This is a genomic window from Verrucomicrobium sp. BvORR034 (assembly GCF_000739635.1).
Taxonomy (GTDB): domain Bacteria; phylum Verrucomicrobiota; class Verrucomicrobiia; order Verrucomicrobiales; family Verrucomicrobiaceae; genus Verrucomicrobium.
Genome location: NZ_BATQ01000058.1, coordinates 17,198 through 37,926, shown reverse-complemented (window position 1 = coordinate 37,926; position 20,729 = coordinate 17,198). Strand labels below are relative to the sequence as shown.

Here is a 20,729-nt window from a genome sequence, read left to right as displayed (position 1 = left end):
CAAGCCGTGCGAACGGCACGTGAATTCTCTGTGAATTGGCAAAGAAAATCAAACATGGCGGCACGCATTTGGAGCAGTGAGGAATCCAAAAGCGGAATCGGACTTTCCTTGCACAGTGAGCGTTGCCGTTTGAAGTATCCCCCCTCCCCATGTCTGACACCTTTCTGCCCGAATCCGCAGTCACCCTCATTCAAGCCGCGCTGCTGGAGGATGTGGGCAGCGGAGACATCACGTCCGAGTTCTTCGTCCCCGAAAACAGCGTGACCAAGGCGAGGATCTTCGCCAAGGAAAGCGGTGTCACTGCTGGAGCAGACATCGCCCGGCAGGTGTTCGAGGCGGTGGACCCCTCTCTTTCGGTGCATCTGGAGCGACACGATGGGATTCCTTTTGAACCCGGGGACACCATCCTTCAGGTGGCAGGCCGCACCCGCAGCATCCTCACGGCCGAACGCACCGCTCTCAATTTCCTGCAGCGACTCTGTGGCATCGCCACCCAGACACGCCGCCATGTGGAAGCGGTGCGCCCTCACCCGGTCAAGATCCTGGACACCAGGAAGACCACCCCCGGCTGGCGACTGCTGGAAAAACATGCCGTCAAATGCGGGGGCGGCACGAACCATCGCATCGGCCTCTATGACATGGTGATGGTGAAGGACAATCACCTGCTGGCAGACGATCGCCAGGAAGACTTGCAGGCAGCGATTCGGGCCGTGCACCAGAAGCATCCTCGAGTGCGCATCGAACTGGAAGCCGACACCCTGGAGCAGGTGGAACGCTTCCTGAAGCTCGAAGGCGTGGACGTGATCCTGCTGGACAACATGCCCCCGGACGTGCTCCGCCAGGCCGTAGCCGTGGTGGACAAGCGAGTCTTGTTGGAGGCCAGTGGAGGCATCACCCTCGACACCTTGCCGCAGTATGCCGCCACGGGTGTCGATGCGATCTCCATCGGCGCGCTGACGCACACTGTCCGCGCGCTCGACCTTTCTCTGGAGCTCCTCTAGCTCCTGCTCAGGGCGATTCCCAAGGAATGATTTTGTTCCCGGATGGCGGCGCGGCCTCCACTCCGGGTTCCAGATACCATTTCTTGGTGGCGGCACCCATGATCAGGATGTTGTCCTTCACGACCACGTCTGTGGGCTTCTCAAACTTCGAACCTCCTGCCGTGGCCAGCACCATGTGGGTCGCGTTGCCATTGCGACGCGCATCCAGGTAGTTGCCCTCGATCACGACGCCATGCGACGCATTGACCACGAGAATGATGCCGTTGTTTTGCAGGGTTGAGGCGGTCACCACCGTGTTGCCTTTCAGAAGGACTTCTGCCGAGCGGTCCTCCACGTGCAGCGCCTCCGCCCCGTAGTTCTCGATGCGACAGTCCTGCACGGTTGCCTTCTGAACGTTGGCGAAGCCCACCGCAAATCCACCGGAGGCATTTTTGCTGCGATTGTCACGGAACACGCAGTCGCGCACGACAATGTCACGCATGATGCCGTTGGGAGCATTGAACTCCAAATCAGAGGATTCATTCTCCGCGAACTCCGAGTTCCTCACCAAGACGCCTTCAACCTTTCCCTTGGCTTGATTGGATTGGAAGAGGCCATAAGTGCAGCCGCGAATCTCCACCCCATCCATCTCAAACTGGGACAGATCACCACCACCCACCTGCAGCGCATGGCAGTAAGTTCCCGGATAGGCAGCCGAGTTTCCGATGAAGCGGCCCCCCCTGAGGGTCAGCCCCTCCACCTTGCCCACCACTGGCATCATCACCAGCGGGAAGGCCCCCCGACGCTCGATGGTGATGCCTTCCAAGACCACCCCACTTTGGGGTCGCAAGAATTCCCGATACTCCTTTTCACCCCCTTCAGAGGCCAAGACAAATACCGACTTCCTTCCCTGCCCCAGAATGGTGACGCCAACCGGCACCGTAAGCCCCGCCTTTCCCAACACCACCCGGTACTCCCCGGGTGGAACCAGGAGGATGTCGCCTGCTTGCAGGGAACTCAACACCTTGGCCAGAGCCTCCCGGTGGTCGGTGGAGCCTCCTCCCACTGCCTGACCTGCGACCTCTGCAAAGTTCACCGTGCGAGCCTCTGCCACAGCCGGCATGACGCCAAGAGCCAGACAGGTGAACCAAATCCAGGGCCTGAGGAAAGAAGGGACAAACAACATGGGTGCGAGGAAAGAAAATACGGAAGCCCTCCCTCGTTCTTTGCAATGGGAGCGCTCAGAACTACTTCACACGCTCCCGCGCAGACATCCGGAGCCGCCCCACCTGATCACGAGTAAAGGTAAACTTCTCCCGGACGGTCTGGGACTTTTCACTGCTGCCGTACTCCACCCGCACCATCACGACAAACGGAGCGCTGACGATCTTTTGCACCCGGAATACTGGTTCCGCCTTGGGCCGGAGAAAACAGTACAACGGCAGGTGTGGCCGGTCCGCGTTCCAGAGCCAGCGTGCGAGGGGAAACTCAGGCACCTCAGAGAGCGCCACCAGCAGTTCACGCACCATGGCCTCCCCATACTCGCGGCCGAGTTTCCCTGCCGCCCGTCGGCTCCTCAGGTGTTCCATCCAGGCAGCCACGGGATTCTGATGCACCTCTTCCATCTCCTCAATGAGCTGGAGGGCGTGCTCGTTCATGGCTTGACGAAAAGCTTCCCGCGAAAGATCTCCGCGATCAAAGGCGGCAAAGATCTGGCGCGGAGTCTGAAACGGGGCTGACGGAAGCGACGACACGGGACTGATACGTTGACGAGAGATTTCCCGGCCGCAAGTGCGGGGCTTTGCTTCCTGTCCTCGGCGCAAGTTCTGCGGTTGAACTGGGGGCTGGCCCCCGCCATGATACGTGACCCATCCGCTCCCGACACCTGACATGACTCTCGCCGACTGGTACGACACGCCTTTTTACTACGACATCATCTTTGACCAGGACACGGACAAAGAAGTCGCCTTCCTGGAGACCATGATGCAGCGTCACGGGGGGAAAGCAGGCAACAAACCCCTGCGAGTCCTGGAACCCGCATGCGGATCCGGCAGGCTCATGGCGGCCCTCGCCCAACGCGGCCATACCGTGTGGGGCTTTGACCTGAACGAAAACATGACAGCCTACACACGGCAGCGGCTGGAGACCCTGAAGGCCCCAGGCACGGTGTGGGAGGACCGGATGGAAGACTTCACCCTTCCTCGCAAGGCCAAGACGAAGTTCGACCTCGCCCATTGTCTGGTCAGCACCTTCAAGTACGTGATGGAGGAAGCGGGTGCTGCCTCCCATTTGCAGCGGGTGGCCGACAGCCTCCGCCCTGGCGGTCTGTATGTGCTGGGCATTCATCTCACCGACTACGATGATCCCAACGAACAGCACGAGCGGTGGGCAGGAAATCGCGATGGCGTACGAGTCGTCTGCAACACCCACACCTGGCCACCCGACCGCAAGACGCGCCGCGAGAAACTGCGCACCCGTCTCCACATCACCCAAGACGGCCGGACCGGGATTCAGGAAACGCGCTGGGAGTTCCGCACCTACAATGCCCGCCAGGTGAAAGCCCTGCTGCGCAAAGTCCCCGACTTCACTTGCGTGGCCTGTCACGATTTCCACTACGATGCAGAGGACCTCCGGAAGCTGGACGACAGCTATGCCGACATCGTGCTGGTTTTGCGACGCAATTGACTTGCGAACGATCGACAGAGATGACTACCTTGGAGTCATGAAGAAAACCCTTCTGCTCGGTTTGGCCTTGGGAGCCGCCTCCCTGCTCCTCTCTTCCTGCATGGCCACCAAAGGTCTCGGTCAGGACATGCAGATCTTGGGTGAGAAGATCGAGCACAAGGCCGATGAGTCTCTCGATCACCGCACCCCGCCACCCTCCACAGGCGTGTACGTGGCACCGCCCCTCTAGGGCGGCGCAGTATTTCCTCGGGCCTGCCCGGCAAAGTCAACGCACGACGGGGTCTCCACTGATCCCAGAACGGCTGATGGCCCGGATGGCCACGGCCTTGGCACCAGGGGGCAACGTGTAGATTTTCACCTCTGTGGGCAGCAATCTCTTGCTCACCCAGTTGCCGTTTTCATACGTCTGCACCAGCCACCACTTGGTGAGGCTCAACATGCGCTCGTCCAGATAGTCCCATGAAACAGTGTTTCCTGAGACGTTCATCACCGGCGTGAGCGGCTTTTCCGTCCCCAGCCAGGAGGCCGAGGGGGGGATGGCAAACTCTTGATAAGCCCGCTGACGGCAGAGATCGGCAAGGGTTCCTTTGTTCTTGCCAAGGGCACTGTAGTTCCAGTGCAAATGCCCCGGCGGCATGTAAGCGGCACGCATACGCACGATTCCGATCTGGCGAAGGATCTCATGGGGCTGGCGATCCTGCAGCACTCTGTCTGAGGCCATGCCGGGCCAGATATGGCGGCGGGCCGTGTTCTGCGAAAGCCACCAGTCAAACAGCGCGGCAAAGCTCAGGTTCTTTGGCTCGTTCGGCCAGTAGAGCTGAGGAGCCATGTAGTCCACCCACCCTCGCTGCAACCACTTTAGGGAGTCTGCGGAAAGCGCCTCATAGGGATCCAGCGCCCCCTTCGCATAGCCAGCTGGATAGTTGGGCCGCCAGATGCCGAAGGGGCTGATGCCCACTCGCACCCAGGATTTCTCCCGCTTCACCATGTTGTAGAGCTCCTCTACAAAGGTGTTCACGTTCTCACGCCGCCAGTCAGACTTGCCCAGCTTGCCGCCCGCTTTCTGGTAGGCGCTGTAGCTGCGGTCATCAGGGAAGGGCGCACCCTTCACGGGATAGGGGTAGAAGTAGTCGTCCATGTGGATGCCATCCACATCGTACCGGGTCAGCACATCCTGCATTACGGCAAGCGAGTGCGCACGCACCCCTGGTTCACCCGGATCCATCCACGTGTCCTCCCCGTACTTCATGCACCACTGGGGGTGCGTGATCGTGATGTGTTTGCCTGCCCCTTTGTACTTGGGACCGCTCAGGGCGCGAAAGGGATTGAACCAGGCATGCAGTTCAATACCCCTGGCATGCGCCTCCTTGATAAAGAACGCCAGGGGATCCCACAACGGGGCTGGAGCCTTGCCCATCTCATTGGTCAGCCATGGGGACCAGGGTTCGAGGTTCGACGCGTACACCGCGTCCCCGGCAGGCCGCACCTGAAAAATAAGGGCGTTCAACTTGAGGGTCACGGCCTTGTCGAGAATGCCCGTGAGCTCAGCCTGCTGCTTGGCGGTGGGATCTCCGGGCTCGAAGGGAAAATCAATGCCCCTTACAGTCGCAACCCAGGCCCCGCGAAACTCCCGCAACGGCTGGGGTGGAGTCGGCACCTGGGTCTGGGCCGCCAGAGGCAACGGCACCAGTCCCGTGGCCAGGGCAGACACAACCGCGGTGGCCAGGTGTACCCGGATCCGGTGGATGAAGGTGGGGGGCATGCGCGCACTTCATGCCTTGAAATGCCCGGCTGCGCAAGCTCCCAATCCCCTCGGCCGCCGTCGAGCTGGTCCGCCTTCTTTACCAGTGAAGCCCCCCCCTGGCAGACGTTAAGCTCGGTGCCATCTCCCAGAACCGCAATGAATGCTCCCCGCCTTCCCCACTCTGACCTGCTGCAATTGAAACGCTGGAACACTCCCACGATCTATAACGGCTGGGAGCAGATCACCCGGCGCAATCCCTGTGCTGACGGCTTCAACAGGGAGGAAACTCGGGACTACATGCCGCAAATGGGCCCCATGGTCGGGTACGCGGTGACCGTGGTCATCGAGCCCAGCAATCCCAACCACCGCACCCAGTCCCCTGACGCCTGGTTGAGATACCGGGAGTACGTGGCCAGTGCGCCAGGGCCGAAGATTGTCGTCGTGCAAGATTTGGACAAGCCAGGGGTCATCGGAGCCTTCTGGGGTGAGGTGAACAGCAACATGCATCGTGCTCTGGGCTGCGTGGGCACGATCGTGGACGGTGCCATTCGCGATGTGGATGAGATGACCAACGCGGGATTCAAAGCCCTGGCACGACGTCTCTGCGTGGGCCATGCGGCCGTTCACCCGGTGCGATGGAACTGTGAGGTTGAGGTGTTTGGCACGCCCGTCCAGCCCGGCCAGCTTATTCATGCGGACAAGCACGGCTTCCTCGTGGTCCCTCCGGAAGACGAAGCCGGCCTCATGGATGCCGCCCGCTTCATGGACGCGAACGAATGCAACACCGTCATCCCGGCCGCACGTGGCACCTCCGGACTGGCGGCCAGTCAGATCCTCGATCAATTGGCGGCAGCGGGGCGTCAGTTCGGAGAAGCTGCCCGGGCAAAGTTCCATAAAGACGGCGAATGGTAGCCAGCGATGGGACCCAACGCGTTCACCTGTCATCCATGAAACAACCTCACCATCTCTGCGCACTCGTCTCAGGTATGACTGCCGTCCTTATTGCCATGGCCACTGTCACGGCCTCCGAACCTCCCTTGAAATGGGAGAAACTTCCCGCCCTGTCGGATGCTGAAGGTTTTGCCAGCATGTACAGCGGCGTGAGTCACGGCGTGCTACTTGCCGCGGGCGGAGCCAACTTCCCAGGCAAACGCCCTTGGGAAGGCGGGACCAAAGTCTGGTATGACACGGTGTGGACGCTGAACCAGCCGGAGGGAACCTGGCAGAAGGCGGGCCAACTCCCCCAACCGCTGGGCTACGGCGCGAGCGTCACCTGGAAGGATGAGGTGATCTGCGCAGGCGGCAGCCACTCCACCGGGCATGTGGCAGATGCGTTTGCCCTGCGACTCGATCAAGGGAAGCTGGTCACTCGACCTCTCCCCAAGCTTCCCAAGCCCTGCGCCAACATGAGCTGGGCACTGGTGAATGAGGTCTTGTACATCTCAGGCGGGATTGATCGCCCGGACGCAACCTCGGCGATGGCCACGCTCTGGGCCCTCCGCCTGAGCGATGTAGCAGCTACCTGGCAAGAGCTTCCTCAGTGCCCAGGGACACCTCGCATGCTGGCCGTAGCAGGGTCATGGGAAGGAGCATTCTATCTCTTTGGCGGAGCAGGTTTACAGGCCGGCCCAGATGGCAAGGCCAGCCGGATCTGGCTGAAGGACGCCTGGCGATATACTCCCAATAGCGGATGGGAGAAATTGCCAGACCTTCCCCGCGTGGTCGTCGCGGCCCCCTCCCCGACACCCTCCATTGCAGAAGGGCTTCTGATTGCTTCAGGTGATGATGGCAGCAAGGTCGGGTTCAAGCCAGAGACCGATCATCCGGGCTTTCCCAAAAGCGGACTTCTCTTCGCCCCCCGCACTGGCACTTGGTTGGAGCTCGCGTCCGTGCCGTTCTCCCTGGCCACCGCACCGGTCACCCCATGGCAGGGAGGTTGGGTGATCCCCAGTGGTGAGGCACGCCCCGGCTATCGCACCCCGCAGGTGTGGTTCATGAAACGCTGATCTTGTCCCGCCCCGGCTTGCATGAGTCCCGTTTGAGGCTTTCCGTCTTCGATTGAGGCGATGGCTCCCAGCCCTCATCCAGTGGTGACTTCCGCCCGACAGCTCGCCAGGCCATCACCAGTCCGATCAAGGTCGCTACGGCTGCCCCGAGAAACGGCAGTCCCGGCCAGGAGCCGAGTGAAGGCTCGCCAAGCTGGGTGGCAGTCACACCAGCGAATGCTGCAGGACCAATGACGCCAGCGAGCTGAAACACCGTCGAACCCACCATTCCCGACAGCCCCGGCTGCATCTTCGCAGGATCCGCATCGATCCCGATGGCGAAGAGCCACGTCCAAAGCATGGGGCCCACGATCCCTGCCACACTGGTGAGACTGTTGAGCGCGCCTTGAACGGCCCCCTGCTCATCCGGCCCCACTTCGCGAGTAATCATCGCTTGCGCGGCTGGCCCGGCAATGCAGCCCAACGCTCCAACAACAAGCACCAGATAGACCACCCAGCCTTGGGTGGCCAGACCGTAGCCAACCATGCCTAGAGCGGTCGCCAGCAATCCCAAGGCCAGGCCCTTCCGGTCTCCCAAGACGCCAAGAATCTTCCCTGCCAGCCCTCCCTGTACCACGGCCATGAGGATGCCGACGATGGCCAGCGAGGCTCCGACGTGCTTGGTGTCCCAGCCGTATCGGATGCCTGTGTAAAGGACCCAGAGACTGGGATAAATGTTTTGCGCCAGATGGATGAAGAAGTGCGTCTCGGCCAGACTCACCACAATGGGCCATCGGCGCAGCGCCATCAGCGACCGGATTGGATGCGCACTGGCCCATTGAAAAGGGCGGCGGTTTTCCCGTTTCACCGATTCTGGCAACACGAAGAGCCCGTAGAGGAAGTTCAGGAGGGTGATGCCTGCGGCCACCAAAAACGGCACCCGCAGCCCCACATCCCCCAGCCAACCGCCCGCCAGCGGCCCGGCCACAAAGCCCAAACCGAAGGCGGCACCGATCATCCCAAAGCCGGCCGCCCGCTTCTCCGGCGGAGTGACATCGGCAATGTAGGCACTGCACGCACTGAAATTCGACGCGGTGATCCCCGCAATCACCCGGCCCACAAAGAGCCACACCAGGCTGGGAGCCCAGGCGAGCAACAGATAGTCAAGACCGGAGCCCAGCAACGCCAGGAGGATGACCGGTCGCCTGCCAAACCGGTCAGACAAGCTCCCCAGCACCGGCGAGAACACAAACTGCATCAAAGCGTAGATCGAGCCCAGCCAGCCCAGCGCATGAACGGCATGCGAGACGTCCCCGCCTTCCATCTGCTGCACGAGTTCAGGAAGCACTGGCACGATGAGCCCGACCCCGAAAATATCCAAAAACAGGGTGATGAAGATAAAAATAACGGCGGGCTTCGGACGGGCCATCGGCGACCATAGCGAGGACCTGCTCTTGGGTGATGAAAATGTTTCCTCGGGGGAAAAGAGGTTGATTCCCGCGAATTGTTTATTTGGCCGCAGCCAGGTTCTTTCCACTGACGATTTCTTTTCAACGGATGAATAGATTGCTCAGCAACCCCGTCAGTTGCAGAGTGACACTATTTCCCCAAAAAGCCATGAAACTGAACCAGTTGCTCTCCACCGGATTGGCCGCCCTTGCGCTCATCTCTCTTCTCGCCACCCCCGCCAGCGCCGCTCCCCCCAAGGGAGATCGTGACCGTGATCGTATCCCCGCTGCAGTAACACAGCTGGATAGCACCTCCCATCAACTGGTGGACTCCTATGAGTCCGACCTCCGCCGTCACAAACAGGGACCACCTCGTGGCAGCGAGCGCCGCTTTCTGGACGCCGCCCGCAGTTTGGAGGCTGCCAGCCACACCTTGAGGTCGGATGTAGAGTCCCGCCAATCCTCCCGCAAGCTACAGGGCACCTTCTACTCCCTGAGGAATGCGATGGATCAAGTCTCCCAGTCCAGCCAGAACCTGCGCCTGACTGAGCGGACACGGAGCGCGCTCTGGCAGACCCGCACCCTCGTGAAACAGGTGGAGGACCAGAAAGGCTACCTCTTTGCCCGTGCTGAGGACAGGGATCGTCACGATCACGATCATGACCGCGATCGTGACAAAGACCGGCCCCGTGGTCCTGGCGGGATTCTGAAGAAGCTCTTCGGGAACTGATCTTGCCCTTCTCATTGAGCGTGAGCCACCCTGGTGTGGCTCACGCTTTTTTATTGTCTGCTCCCAGGCCAGCCTACACCTGCCATATCCGCCACTTGCGCGAATCCCGCGTTTGCATGAAGGGAATGCCCCATGCGGCTCACCCGTTATCTCCTTGCCCTTGCCGGCGGATTTGCCCTCACTTTTGCCTACCCTCGCTGGAACATCGGCCTGCTCGGCTGGCTCTGGATATTCCCGGTCCTTTACGCCCTGTGGAGCAACCGGCTCTTCAGTCTGGAAAAGAAAAAATCCAGGGTCCGGCATGGGTTCAAGGTCGGTTTTGCGGCCGGGCTGGCTTTCTTCGTGCCCAATCTCGCTTGGGTGCGGCATTCCTCCCGGGTGGTCCATGGAGCCGTCGGCAACGAGTGGATGGGCTGGGGCCCCGAACTGATGGGCATGGGAGCGGTGCTTGGATTGAGTCTTTACCTTTCTCTCTATTGGGGCTTGTGGGGCTCTTTCGCCGCATCCATCGCCCGCCCCCGCATCAGTGCGGACGGACTGCCCACCGACGGGGATTCCGGGAAACTCTTCAGCGTCTCACTGGAGTCGCTGCGGTCGGCCTTCCTGACTGGGGCCATGTGGGTGACCTGTGAGTGGCTTCGCGGCATCGTCATGACCGGATTTGGCTGGAACGGTCTTGGGGTGGCCCTCCATTCCAACATCGCCATGATCCAGAGCGCGGATCTGGTGGGCGTCACCGGCCTCTCTTTTCTGCCGGTGTTTGTGGCCGCCATCGGATACAACACCGTGCTGCGTTTCCGGCAGGAAGTTCGCACCTCACGCGTCCGCCCTCATGCGGACTTCTTTCTGGCCATCTGCCTCTTGCTGACCAACTTCGGTTACGGCGTGTACCAGCTCTCCCGCCCCTCAGGGGAGTCGGTGCGCCTCAATCTTTTGATGGTTCAGCTCAATCTGCCCCAGGGTGAAAAGTTCCTGGCAAGGGGCACGGGTGAGGGGGTCGAGGAAATCTACCACGGCCTGGCACGGCTCACCGAGCTCTTCGTGACCCGTCCTTCGGACAACAAACCCGATCTCGTGATCTGGCCGGAAAGCGCCCTCCCCTACCGCTTCCATGATCCCAATCACATTCCCTTCCTCAACGACGTACTCGGCATGGGAGATTTCTCCCTGCTGACGGGGACGGACATCGAGCTCCCCAATGAAGCGATGTACACCGGAGCCGCTCTCATGAAGGGCACCTTCGATCACCACCAGCTCTATCAGAAGATCCATCTCGTTCCGTTTGGGGAATATCTGCCGCTGCGTGAGATCCCCTTGGTGCGTGCCGCATTGGGAAATGTGCTCCCAGGCGATTTTCAGCCGGGCATTTCCACCGAGCCTCTCCTGCTTGATCGTCCTGAAGGCGTCCAGTTGATCCCGCTGGTCTGCTTTGAAGACACTGTGGGCCGGCTCGCCCGGAAGTTCGCCCGCGAGGCCCCTCAGCTTATCGTGAACTTGACCAACGACGGCTGGTTCCTTCAGAGTGAAGAGAACGAAGTTCACCTCGCCAACGCCATCTTTCGCAGCATCGAACTGCGCCGCCCCATGGCCCGGGCGTGCAACACCGGAGTGACGTGTGTGATCGACGCCCAGGGGCGCATCCCCAAAGGGGCCAAGCTGATGGACCGCAAAGGCAGCGTCTTCACCAAAGGAGTCCTGGACCAACAGGTCATGATCGAGAAGAAGCCGGAACTCACGTTCTACGCCCGCTTCGGCGATCTCTTCTCCATCGTCATGCTCAGCCTCTGTGGTCTCACCATCGCAGGAAAGCTCATCCTTTCCCGCAAGCCGAAGACCGCCCCCGCCCCACCCGCCGAAACCGCTTCAGGAGCCAACGCGAAATAGCACCAGGAACCTACACCAGCTTCACATAGTGCTTTCCCGGGAGTGGCTTCACGACCCGCTTGATCTCCAGCTTCATGAGCGTCGCGGAGACCACCGGTCCGGAGAGCGTGGTACAGCGTTCCGTGATTTCATTGATATGAACCTCCCCTGAGCCGATGGCCTCAAACACCGCAGCCTCGTCCGCGGCCAGAGTGACGCCGGGTTGCACGCTTTCCATCTTGGGTGCCTGAGGCTCGGTCGGGAAAAGCGTCATCAAATCATCCAGCACATCCCCGCCGTCCAGGATGAGCTTGGCACCCTGTTGAATGAGCCGGTTGCACCCCTGTGATGAAGGCCTGTCAATGTTGCCGGGCACCGCATAGACTGTTCGCCCCTGCTCCACGGCCTGCTGCGCCGTGATAAGTGAGCCGCTTCGGCCCGGGGCTTCCACGACGACAATCCCGCAGCTCCATCCGCTCACTATCCGGTTTCGCATGGGGAATGTCTGCTTGTCCGGCGGGCAATCCACCGGGAACTCGCTGATCACAGCCCCGTTTTCGGCGATCTTTTCTGCCAGGGCTTTGTTCTCCGGTGGGTACAGTTTGCCCAGACCTGAGCCGATCACCGCGATCGTCCGCCCCTTGCTGGCCAGCGCCCCCTCGTGGGCGGCGGTGTCGATGCCACGAGCCAGGCCGCTGATGACACTGTATCCGGCGTAGGCAAGCTGGAAGCCCAGCTTCTTGGCCGTGCTCAAGCCATACTGGGTGGCATGCCGTGAACCCACGATGCCGATCCCATGCTGGTCCCGCGGGAGCAACGTTCCCTTCACGTAGAGCACCAGCGGTGGATCATAGATCTGCTTCAGCAGCTTGGGATAACTGGCATCCTCCTGGGTCAGGATGGTGATCCGCTCTTCCTCGATTCTCCGCAACTCCCTGCTCAGATCCACGCGATCTTCCCACCCGGCCACCAGTTGAGCCAGTTCTTCTCCGAAGCCCTCCACCCGCTTGATGTCTGCCGCCAGTGCCGACAAAGCCTCCACCGGCCCGCCAAACCACTCCACCAAGCGCCGCACTCGAACGGGACCGATTTTGGGAAGAAGGTTGAGGACGAGATAGGCTTCGGTGCGGGTCATAGGAGGACTGAATGGCGATGGTCAGCGCGAAGAAAAACAACTACTCATTTGTACAGTTGCCCTGGCGTGTGTCAACAACGCACCGGGTTTCAAAGCGAACCCTCGAACGCAAGTACGATTATTATCGTTGACTAGATCCGACCACCCATGCCATTTTATACGATAATCATCGTACATTCATCCCTCCTCGACTGCGCAGCTTGATTTATGGAAGCGATCATCATCTCTCCCTGGCTCAACCATCTTGGGATGGGCTTGCTCCATTCCCTGTGGCAGGGGTTAGTCATTCTGGCTGTCACAGCCACCATTTTGGCACTGTGCCGACGACGTTCGCCAGAAGTGCGTCATCGGATCTGTCTGACAGCAATCGCGTTGTTGACCCTTTGTATCCCAACCACCGTGGCTTGGTTGGGCCGCGCTACCGTCGCGCCTCACGTCCTCCAAGCCCGCGCCGAGGCTGCTTCCACAACTCCCGCAACAATGTCGCCGGGAGGGCATTCCAACTCACGCACTGATAGAACAGCCGCATTGTCAGCGCCATTGTCCAATGAGATTCAGCTTCCCTCAAGCCCCCAAGGACAATCCAACTGGGCCGCCCTCATCGCTCTGGGATGGGTGTTGGGAATCGTGCTGCTCACCCTGCGGTTGTTGGTCGGACACCGGATGTTCGCCCGCATCAGATTAGGAGCATCCCCATGGGTCGGCCCGCCCTACGTCGACCAACTTCTGGCCAGAATCGGTCTGCACACGGCCGAGGTCCTGGCTGCGCCCGCTCTTTCCGTGCCCCTGGTCGTTGGCTGGATTCGTCCGGTGGTTCTGCTTCCAGCACAGCTGATTGGCAGAATGGACCAAAAGTCGTTGCAGGCGCTGCTTCTGCATGAACTGGCCCATCTTAAACGACGGGATCCGGCGATCAATCTGGCACTGACCGCAGTCGAGACTCTGCTCTTCTTCAACCCTGCCGCCAGAGATCTGGTCCGCCGGGCACGATGGGAGGCTGAGCTCGCCTGCGATGACCTTGTCATTTCCATGAACTCAGATCGTCAGACGTATGCCAGAGCATTGGCTCAATTGGAAACGTTCAGGGATGAGGGTCTTGCATTAGCTGCCACAGGAAATCACCACCTGATGACGAGGTTGCGGAGGATTCTCCTTATGCCGACCGATGCCAGTCATGAAAGTCTGAGCCCCCTCTGGCAACCGGGTCTGATGATCCATGCGGTGACGGCTTTGTCGCTTGTCTTCGCTGTTGTCGCCGTACCTCGTGCAGCCCGCGCGATGACCGATGAAGAGAGAATTGCCGCCATCTCAGCCGTCGAGACCAACCTGCCAAAAGAGTCCGATGTCGAATGGTCGGCCCAAGCACAACTGGTTGACGAAGCCGGAGTAACCTTGCCTGGGGGCAAAACGAAGATCGAGATCGCAACGTTCTCTATTGGAATATCAGACGCATTCGAGACGGATATGGCGTCGCACTTTAATGTCCGCGGGAGAGGGCAGTGGGCACAAGTCTCCGCCTGGCCTGATGGGCACGCTCCGGTCACTACAAGGATACCCTCGCCTGACCTTGCATCCAGCACAGCCCCCCACCGAGTAAGACTCGAAAAAGGATTCCCGGCAGAACTGATAATCGTCAACGAAGCAGGCGAGCCGATCCCTGGTGCGATGGTTACAGTAGATTCTTCGGCGCCTGAAAGAAGCGCATTCCAACTTCGATCTCCGTTTGAATCTCAATCAGACGGCCGGATCCGCTTCGGCCATGTTACAGGTTCGTCCCGCGTCACGTTGGAAGCGTTTGCTCACGGTTATGAGTGGACCCTTTTTGGGGGCATACGTTTTTTACCGGGCGAAGCGAGAACTCTTACTTTGAAGCGAGTCACTCCAATCACGCTGAGGGTACTCGACCAAGAGACTGGCAAACCAGTCGAAGGCGCATGGGCGTTCTGCGGAGGCCGCGGCTGGGGAAGCTCCTTTGGCAGTTGGTATGACCAACAGCCCCCGCTCGCTTCGACTGCTTCAGATCGTGAAGGTCGCCTGGATCTGGATGTTTGTCATCCGTCCAGCCTATATGGTGTGATCGTCAAAGCTCCTGGATATGCCCCCAAGGCATTGCTCATCCCGCAAGGTGGGGCCAGTCGCACCAACAATCTGAAAGTTCATCTCTCTAGAGGGCTGAAATTTGACGCAACCATTCATGACCCTCTTGGCCTCCTCCCTGAACTCGCTGCAGGTGTGAAGTTCTCCGCAACTTCCACGCTCACTCTCCCTAAATTAAACGATTGGCAACTCAGTGTGGGTTGGAGATCAGCCATCCCGATAGACCGCGGGCTCAGGAGCCAACGAGTCGTCCTAGGAGATCTTTCCCCAGGCCCCTTGGAAGTTGTTTTGGGACGAGGACTCACCTGGAAAAGAGACCTCGCTCATTCGCAGAGCGACCTGGATCTCTATATCACCCGATCAGGAATCACCGAAACGCCCCCGACCAACCCCGCCGAAGAACAAAGAGAGACCCGCAAGATCATCTTTAATCTGGTCCCTCCGAAAGACAGTCCTCCGGCTTCAGGTGAGGTTGCGTTCAACGTCCAGGCCAGGCCAACATTTGTCAAGGTGGTCAACAATTCCCTGCAATTCAATGCGCCTCTGGGAGCCCAGGTATCGACCGAGGGGCATGGCCTGAAGGGCTACACCCTGTCCAGAAGGTTCCCGTTCTTCGTGGTCACCGCTGGTGCAGCCCCCATCGTGCACGAAATGTCCCTGATTCCGGCGGGAAGCGTTGTCGCAAAGCTCGAACTCTCCGATCGTCTTGGCAATATCTCGGCTGACGTTCTGGACAATAGCGAGCTTGGCATCTCAAGACCTCCCATAGACCCCAGAGTAGAATTCTTGAAGGACTCTCAAACGGTCTACTTCTCGAACCTCCCCTTCGGCAACAAATACCGACTGGTGCTCAACGCCGGCTCCCTCTTCATCGAAAGCCCATTGTTCGCAATCGATGAAAAGAAACCAATCCGGGAGTTCAGCTTCAAGGTCCGTCCAAGCCCACCCATCCACGTCACGATTCTGGAGCCAGATGGCTCCCCCTGCCGCAACAAGCCTGTCAGTTTGCGGTACACGAGCCATCTCTACACGAGTAACAAGGCGGAACAATTCACCGACGGAGATGGAAGACTAATCATAGAGAGCCTCAATTTTGAGGCTCCCGGAAAGCATCATCTCACGCTTCCCGCTGAACCTGGATTTCAAGCCCTCGAAGCGTATCTTGTGCCGGGCGCCCCATCACAGGAGTTTCACCGTCAGATCGCGAACTAAAACCGCAGCCCTTTGATCGCACTGACGATGTGCGCTTCGGTAACATCCTTGCTCACATAGGCATCCCCGAGGGCGCGAAGCAGTACAAAGCGAATGCTTCCCTCGCTGAACTTCTTGTCGTGTTTCATGTAGTCCAGGATGGTCTCGGTGGTCATCCCTTCCGGAAGCCGGGTGGGCAGGTTGAAGAGCTTCACCATGTTGGCGATCTTCGCGCGGCCAACAGGCGGTAGCCCGGCAAGCTGAGCGGACAATGACGTCGCCGCAATCATGCCGAGGCTGATGGCCTCCCCGTGCAGCAACTGACCATAACCGGCGCTGGCCTCAATGGCATGGCCAATGGTATGGCCGAAATTGAGCAATGCCCGCTCCCCCTTGGTTTCATGTTCATCCGCTTCCACAATGCGGGCCTTGATCGCCACATTCCGGTGGATCAACGCTGCAAGGTCGCCTTTACCCTCTCCCACTTCGGCGATGGCTTCAAACATGAAGGCATCCCGGATGGCGGCGTGCTTGATGATCTCCGCGAACCCCTCGCGATACTCCCGTTCTGGGAGGCTGGAGAGGGTGTCCACATCTGCCAGCACCAGGCTGGGCTGGTAGAAGGTACCGAGAAGGTTCTTGCCCTCCGGCGTGTTCACGCCCGTTTTGCCGCCGACACTGCTGTCCACCTGGGAAAGCACCGTCGTGGGCACTTGAATGAAGGGAATTCCGCGCAAAAAGATTGAGGCGGCAAACCCAGCCAAATCCCCGATCACGCCCCCGCCGAGTGCCACCAGGAAGGACTTCCGATCAAGCCCGGCCTTCAGCATCTCCCGGCACACATCTTCCACCACCGACATGGCCTTGCTGGGCTCACCCGCCGGAACGGCGACCAGGGTGGCAGTGATCCCGCTCTGCTCGAGGCTGTCGATCACCGTCTGACCGTAGAGAGGCTCCACGTTGGTGTCCGTCACTACCACGCACTTTTTCCTTCCCAGAAGTTCCGTCGCGTAGGTTCCCACATGCGGAAGCAAACCGCTCCCTACATAGACATCGTAGCTACGTTCGGCGAGATCGACGCGGACTGAGAGACATTCAGACATGGAACCCTCAGTCATGACCGGACCAGGGCTGAGTGCAAGTGGGTTTTAGATGGGGCATGCATTCCCCGGATGCTCACCGCGGCACCCCAACCGGTGAATTCCTCTTGCCCCAGGGGTTCTCCAGCGTCCAGGTCAGAGCCTTTTGCATCTCTGGATCGTTCAGGGTGGCAATCCACTTTCTCATGGTCTCGGGCTTCCACATGGCCCAGAAGCGGAGCGCGCAAAGGGTCCGGTCAATCATATCGGAGTCTGAGGCATAGCCATCATCACCCGAGAAAAGCTTGATCAAACTCTCGCGAGAAGCACTATTCGCACCCTGCATTTGGGTGAGATACTTGAATCCGTACTCAGCAGCTTCGGCGACATCAATGTCCAGCCACTGCTCCATCTCGGTGATTCCCCAGTGCCAGTCGAGAGACTGTTTTGCCTCCCCGTTCGCAGCTCGCTTTACCGGCGTCAGATCAAATGTCCGGAGCACACCGATTCCATAGTGGCTGGTGTTGTAGAGTGACGCTCCCCCATAGACTGCCCGATTTGCCACATCGCAGATGAGATCCGCATCGCGGAATTCTACTGCCATTGAAAGCGCGGACTCAGGGTCGCTTCGTGCCCACTCGCACAACAAGGCCGTCAGATGGGATTCCCCTGTCTCCGATTTTCGAGCTGCCACATCCAGCCATCGCTTGCGGGTTTCGTCATCCACGCTGCCAAGCAATACGCTCTCTGCATCTGGCGCGGCATCAGCCTCCACAGAATGCCTTTCAAGAATCCACCTCAACAAGCCAGGCCGGTCAAGCTGCGCCCATAACTTGAGATATCCCAGTCGATCCCCTTTCAGAGAATCCACCCACTGGGCCGCCGAGGCTGGATCCAAACGGAGCATTCTCGCAACTGCAGCTCTATAGGCTGGATCATCGAACTCGATTTCGTTGGCCCCTTGCAACTTTCCGCGGAGCAACGGCAACGGAAGTTCCAGCACGTCCAACAAAGGGCGATTTAACGTCGGGTAACGAATTGGACCCGCTGCCGGGAGCGCCCCCACCTTGTCGACAAAAAGACCCGCATACTCCAGCATCCGTCGCTTACGTGCCTCCGGTGGCTGGTCACCCTCTGCCAATGCTGGTCCCAACCCACCAAGAGACCATGGAGAGAGCCAATAAGGAGCCTCCCTAAACCCTTTCAGGCTGACCAGCCGACAACCAGGACCCTCCCACGAATCCAGTGCCAAGGGCCCACCTTCCAAGATGACCCGCTCCATCAGTTCACGAACTTTGACCAGCGCATGCGCTGGATCCCGCTTCGCCCACAATGGCAACAAGACGCCCACAAGTTGACTGGGCTGCTGTGTTCCCTCCAGTTTGATGCACAAGTTGAATGCTTTCGACAAATCGAGAACTGAAACCTCTTTGCCGAAATACTCCGCGAGCACGGGATAGCGAATTTCGGGATCCGGCTCTTTGAAGATCAACTTCAGGACTTCCTCCATCGTCCTCTCTTTCTGCAACCAGGGCAGCGAAGTCAGTGAAACAAATTCATCCGGCTTCCAGTCCAGACGCTGGGCAGCCACCTGTCCAGCCAGACAGAAAGATCCGAGGAAACAAACCAACAGAGGTTTCATTTGGGGGTGCCTTGGAGAATACCGGAGAATGACTCTCACCGGCAAGCCTCAAATGCCGGGGTCCCCCCACTCACAAAGGCCAGTCGATTTGCGGCCATTCCCGTTGCCCTTCTTCCATCTCCAGCACCTGAAAACCTTTCTCCCGCCGGAACCACTTCTCCTGACGCCGGGCGTATTGGCGGGTCGCGAGTTGGATGGCCTCAATCATCTCGATCTCAGACAACTCCCCTGCCAGGTACCGACGCACCTCATTCACCCCAATGGCTTTGTCTGCTGTACCAGAAAGCTCCCCTGCCTCAGCGATCTCCGCCACAAGGCCGGCCTTCACCATGTTCAGAACGCGCTGGTTGATGCGAATGTGCAACGCCTCCTTGGGCCACTGCAGACGCACGCCGTGATAGTCAGGCTCGTGCAGCTTCCATGCGGAACGGAGCTCCGACTGAGGCTGACTGGTAAGGAGGCAGATCTCCAAGGCCCGCGTGACATAGCGGTCGTTCTTCAAGTTCACCGTCGTCGCAGCGTGGGGATCCCGCATCAACAGCCAAGCCACGCGTTCTCTAGTAGTGAGGTGCTCAAGCTTCGAACGCAAGCTGGCGTCTGACGGCAGAGGACTCAGGCCGTGAGTCAGCGCTTTGATATATAACCCACTGCCTCCCACCACAATCGGCACCTTGCCCCGGGACGCGATCTCTTCGATCACCTGTTTGGCCAGCTCGGAATAGAAGGCCGCGTCTCCCACCTCGGTGAGGGCAAGCACATCGTAGAGATGGTGAGGAACTCGCGCACGCTCCTCTGAAGTGGGTTTCGCCGTGCAGATATCGAGTCCCTTGTAGAGCTGGAAAGCGTCCGCATTTACCACCTCCCCGCCCCAACGCTCCGCCAGTTCCACTGCGAGCGCAGACTTCCCTGAGCCGGTAGGACCGACCACAAAAAAGGGTTTGATGACGGGGCTGGCGGACACAAGAGCTGACAGATAGGAACCGATGCGCACCCCCAAGGTGGGACATCGCCTGTCGGGCACAAGAAAAAACCGCCTGTCAGCAGAAAGCCGACAGGCGGTTGAGGAAGGTCAATTTCCGAAACTCGCTTGCTTAGGCGGCAAGGGTCGGGCCGGGCTCTTCAGAGGTTTCCGAGGCAGCGGCGGCAGGTGCCTCCGAGGATTCTCTCTGCTGCGGCTCTTCATCATCACGAGGGGACATGGGCTTGGCACCGCCCACCACGAGAGGGCGTCCCATGAAGTCTTTCCCATTGAGGTCGTCCACGGCCTTTTTCGCTTCGTCCACGCTCATCATGGTGACGAAGGCAAAGCCCTTGGAGCGCTGGGTGCGGTTGTTCACCACCACTTCAGCGTTCTTCACACGGCCGGAGCCGTTGAAGAGCTCAAAGAGATCGCTCTCAGAGGCATCATAGCTCAGGTTGCCCACATAGAGGCGCTCCGTGGTGACTTCCGTCGAAATCGGGGCCTGCCGCGGGGGACGGGCTGGTTTCGGACTGGACTCAACACGGGACTTGGCGGCTTCACGATCACCACGGGCGATCGGACCAAGTTCACGAGGGGCTTTGGGTTGCGGAGCAGGCTTGGCAGGAGCTTTGGGCTTGCCAAGCAGACCGAACGTCACCACCGAAAGGAACTTCTGGAATCCAGTGGGTTCAGGGGGCTTAGAGCGGTTGGGGCGGAAGTTTCCGCGGGTATCGCTGCTGCTGCTGCTATTGCTGCTCCGGTTGCTGTCGGGGCGGTGGTTGCCACTGCGGTGGCGGCGGCCTCCACGGCGCCCGTTCGGGCGGCCGGAGCCATTGCTGTTGTAGTCGCTCATCGGAACGGTATTTCGTTTTCTCTGGTTTTGGAGCGAAGCATGACCAGGGCGTGGCACGGCACGGATCCGCAGAAACGGCAGATCCAGCTATATCCGAAGCGAACGGAGAAAGTGCGGCGCGACTGGGGCTTCGCATGCAGTTCTGGCCACCGGCGGAGACGGCTGGCATCGCCGAAGATGCACGGTGGCGGGTCAAGGCAGCACAAAGAGCTTCCAAAGTCATGGATGACTGGAAGGAGAGGCGGTTAGGTGCTTTTCGCGGGCTTGGACAGCGCATTTGCGAAGCATTTCCAGGACTGGGCCTCAAAGCGGCATGCTTTGACGAACTGACAGAAT

At 59.6% G+C, this 20,729-nt stretch carries 17 protein-coding genes; 8 read left to right on the top strand and 9 right to left on the bottom strand.

The window, feature by feature from the left end; genetic code table 11:
* Nucleotides 1-149: 149 nt before the first annotated feature.
* The gene (nadC, locus tag BV034_RS10895) at nucleotides 150-1,001 is read left to right on the top strand and encodes a carboxylating nicotinate-nucleotide diphosphorylase (protein ID WP_050026920.1); all 852 of its coding nucleotides are present in this window, start codon (nucleotides 150-152) and stop codon (nucleotides 999-1,001) included.
* 7 nt (nucleotides 1,002-1,008) lie between these two features.
* Here nadC and BV034_RS10890 read toward each other — a convergent pair whose 3' ends face one another.
* The gene (locus BV034_RS10890) at nucleotides 1,009-2,166 is read right to left on the bottom strand and encodes a right-handed parallel beta-helix repeat-containing protein (RefSeq protein WP_050026918.1); all 1,158 of its coding nucleotides are present in this window, start codon (nucleotides 2,164-2,166) and stop codon (nucleotides 1,009-1,011) included.
* A gap of 61 nt (nucleotides 2,167-2,227) precedes the next feature.
* Nucleotides 2,228-2,638 (bottom strand): hypothetical protein, encoded by a 411-nt coding sequence (locus tag BV034_RS10885; RefSeq protein WP_265592868.1) that lies wholly within the window; start codon nucleotides 2,636-2,638, stop codon nucleotides 2,228-2,230.
* A gap of 232 nt (nucleotides 2,639-2,870) precedes the next feature.
* On the opposite strand from BV034_RS10885, the gene BV034_RS10880 reads away from it, so the two are divergent.
* Together BV034_RS10880 and BV034_RS10875 are read left to right on the top strand one after the other, a co-directional pair.
* Nucleotides 2,871-3,665: a class I SAM-dependent methyltransferase gene (locus tag BV034_RS10880; protein ID WP_050026914.1), complete on the top strand. Its 795-nt coding sequence runs from the start codon at nucleotides 2,871-2,873 to the stop codon at nucleotides 3,663-3,665.
* 37 nt (nucleotides 3,666-3,702) lie between these two features.
* Nucleotides 3,703-3,894, top strand: a complete 192-nt coding sequence (locus BV034_RS10875; protein ID WP_265592867.1) for a hypothetical protein — start codon at nucleotides 3,703-3,705, stop codon at nucleotides 3,892-3,894.
* 36 nt (nucleotides 3,895-3,930) lie between these two features.
* Here BV034_RS10875 and BV034_RS10870 read toward each other — a convergent pair whose 3' ends face one another.
* Complete coding sequence (locus BV034_RS10870; protein WP_050026910.1) at nucleotides 3,931-5,427, bottom strand: family 10 glycosylhydrolase; 1,497 nt, start codon at nucleotides 5,425-5,427, stop codon at nucleotides 3,931-3,933.
* A 138-nt stretch (nucleotides 5,428-5,565) separates the two neighbouring features.
* On the opposite strand from BV034_RS10870, the gene BV034_RS10865 reads away from it, so the two are divergent.
* A complete protein-coding gene (locus tag BV034_RS10865) occupies nucleotides 5,566-6,321 on the top strand; it encodes an RraA family protein (protein ID WP_050026907.1) in 756 nt (251 codons plus the stop codon).
* 74 nt (nucleotides 6,322-6,395) lie between these two features.
* A complete protein-coding gene (locus tag BV034_RS10860) occupies nucleotides 6,396-7,415 on the top strand; it encodes a galactose oxidase (RefSeq protein WP_265592866.1) in 1,020 nt (339 codons plus the stop codon).
* On the opposite strand, the gene BV034_RS10855 is transcribed toward BV034_RS10860, so the two are convergent.
* Nucleotides 7,402-8,931 (bottom strand): TCR/Tet family MFS transporter, encoded by a 1,530-nt coding sequence (locus BV034_RS10855; RefSeq protein ID WP_343123288.1) that lies wholly within the window; start codon nucleotides 8,929-8,931, stop codon nucleotides 7,402-7,404. The genes BV034_RS10860 and BV034_RS10855 overlap by 14 nt on opposite strands.
* Nucleotides 8,932-9,011: 80 nt before the next feature.
* Here BV034_RS10855 and BV034_RS10850 point away from each other — a divergent pair, with 80 nt between their 5' ends.
* A complete protein-coding gene (locus BV034_RS10850; RefSeq protein WP_050026902.1) occupies nucleotides 9,012-9,572 on the top strand; it encodes a hypothetical protein in 561 nt (186 codons plus the stop codon).
* Nucleotides 9,573-9,704: 132 nt separating this feature from the next.
* Nucleotides 9,705-11,456, top strand: coding sequence for an apolipoprotein N-acyltransferase (gene lnt, locus BV034_RS10845; RefSeq protein ID WP_050026900.1), 1,752 nt, complete (start codon nucleotides 9,705-9,707; stop codon nucleotides 11,454-11,456).
* Between the two features lie 10 nt (nucleotides 11,457-11,466).
* Here the strand turns inward: lnt and dprA are convergent, their stop codons facing one another.
* Complete coding sequence (gene dprA, locus BV034_RS10840) at nucleotides 11,467-12,570, bottom strand: DNA-processing protein DprA (protein ID WP_050026898.1); 1,104 nt, start codon at nucleotides 12,568-12,570, stop codon at nucleotides 11,467-11,469.
* A 207-nt stretch (nucleotides 12,571-12,777) separates the two neighbouring features.
* Here dprA and BV034_RS10835 point away from each other — a divergent pair, with 207 nt between their 5' ends.
* The gene (locus tag BV034_RS10835; protein ID WP_081887729.1) at nucleotides 12,778-15,879 is read left to right on the top strand and encodes a M56 family metallopeptidase; all 3,102 of its coding nucleotides are present in this window, start codon (nucleotides 12,778-12,780) and stop codon (nucleotides 15,877-15,879) included.
* Here the strand turns inward: BV034_RS10835 and aroB are convergent.
* The 4 genes from aroB to BV034_RS34170 form a co-directional block, all read right to left on the bottom strand.
* Complete coding sequence (gene aroB, locus BV034_RS10830) at nucleotides 15,876-16,961, bottom strand: 3-dehydroquinate synthase (RefSeq protein ID WP_265592865.1); 1,086 nt, start codon at nucleotides 16,959-16,961, stop codon at nucleotides 15,876-15,878. The genes BV034_RS10835 and aroB overlap by 4 nt on opposite strands.
* A 73-nt stretch (nucleotides 16,962-17,034) precedes the next feature.
* Nucleotides 17,035-18,579 carry a hypothetical protein gene (locus BV034_RS10825; RefSeq protein WP_050026892.1) on the bottom strand — a complete coding sequence of 515 codons (1,545 nt, stop codon included), beginning with the start codon at nucleotides 18,577-18,579 and terminating at the stop codon, nucleotides 17,035-17,037.
* A 70-nt stretch (nucleotides 18,580-18,649) separates the two neighbouring features.
* Nucleotides 18,650-19,540 (bottom strand): tRNA (adenosine(37)-N6)-dimethylallyltransferase MiaA, encoded by an 891-nt coding sequence (miaA, locus tag BV034_RS10820; RefSeq protein ID WP_063768748.1) that lies wholly within the window; start codon nucleotides 19,538-19,540, stop codon nucleotides 18,650-18,652.
* 130 nt (nucleotides 19,541-19,670) lie between these two features.
* Nucleotides 19,671-20,393 carry an RNA-binding protein gene (locus tag BV034_RS34170; RefSeq protein WP_063768742.1) on the bottom strand — a complete coding sequence of 241 codons (723 nt, stop codon included), beginning with the start codon at nucleotides 20,391-20,393 and terminating at the stop codon, nucleotides 19,671-19,673.
* Nucleotides 20,394-20,729: the final 336 nt, after the last annotated feature.